Annotated in this window: 2 protein-coding genes; both read right to left on the reverse strand. The window is 69.1% G+C overall.

Annotated features, from left to right (window positions below; all coding sequences use genetic code 11):
- Positions 1 to 305, reverse strand: a 305-nt coding sequence (locus ABTZ89_RS38850) for an anti-sigma factor family protein (RefSeq protein ID WP_351054508.1), incomplete at its 3' end; no start/stop codon positions are given.
- A complete protein-coding gene (locus ABTZ89_RS38855) occupies positions 302 to 811 on the reverse strand; it encodes a sigma-70 family RNA polymerase sigma factor (RefSeq protein ID WP_351054510.1) in 510 nt (169 codons plus the stop codon). The genes ABTZ89_RS38855 and ABTZ89_RS38850, both read right to left, overlap by 4 nt.
- Between the last annotated feature and the right edge of the window lie 250 nt (positions 812 to 1,061).

Consider the following 1,061-nt stretch of genomic DNA (forward strand, 5'->3'; position numbering starts at 1 on the left):
CCCGCACCGAGCAGGACCGCTGCCGCCGCGGCCAGCAACCACCTGCGCTTGCGCGGTGACGCCGGTCGTTCGGTGCGGGCTTTCAGGATCAGCTCCGCCCACATCGATTCCGGCGGTTCGACCGGCTCCGGCGGCGGACCGGCGCGGTGCAGCAAGCCGGGCAGGCCCGCGTAGCCGGACAGCTCTTCCCGGCACTCGGCGCAGCGGCCGAGGTGCTCCTCGAGCTGTCGGCGCTCGTCCGGGTCCAAACCGCCGAGCACGTAGGCCCCCAGCAGCTCGCGGATCGCCGCGTGCTCCTCGTTCACCGGACAACCCCCATTTCTTCCAAGGTCATTCTCAACGATCGGACCGCGTAGTAGGCGCGGGACTTCACCGTTCCTCGCGGAATGCCGAGCTGCTCCGCCGTTTCGGCCACGCTGAGCCCCTGGAAGTACAGCGCGACGACGACGGTGCGGTGCTGGGTGGACAGTCGTTGGAGCGCCTCGCCGACGAGCCAGCCGTCCAGCATCCGGTCCAGGCCGTCGGCGGCCGGCAACGATTCGACGGCACCGTCGTCGCGCACGAACCGCGGGCGGCGCTGGTCGGCACGCCAGTCGTCGATCAGGATGTTCCGCGCGATCGAGAACAGGTACGACCGCGGGTCGCCGCGGTCGGGGTCGATCGAATCCAGATTGCGCCACGCCCGCAACAGGGTCTCCTGCACGACGTCTTCAGCGCGCTGCCGATCGGCCGTGTACCGCAGGACGAACGCGATCAGCATGCCTCCGTACTCCTCGTACATCGCGCGGAGCAGTTGCTCGTTCGCTGTCATCGCACTCCGTCCAGCATCGGCCGATCCCTCCTGCACCCGGGTGTACGTCGCGAACGCACCCGCGGTTCGGGGATCCGCCGGCTGATTTTCCCTTGGACCGATCGACGGCGGCGGTCAGCAGCCGCTCTACTGCTTCGCCCAGGACACAGCGGCCGGAGACACCGAGGATGCAGGTCTGGTACCTCGGTTGACCCCGGAGGTGAAGCGATCAAGACCGCTGCACCGGCAGGTCGACTGCGAACCGGTCGCC

Origin of the sequence: Saccharopolyspora sp. NPDC002686, from assembly GCF_040295745.1 — a bacterium.
Lineage (GTDB): Bacteria > Actinomycetota > Actinomycetes > Mycobacteriales > Pseudonocardiaceae > Saccharopolyspora > Saccharopolyspora oryzae.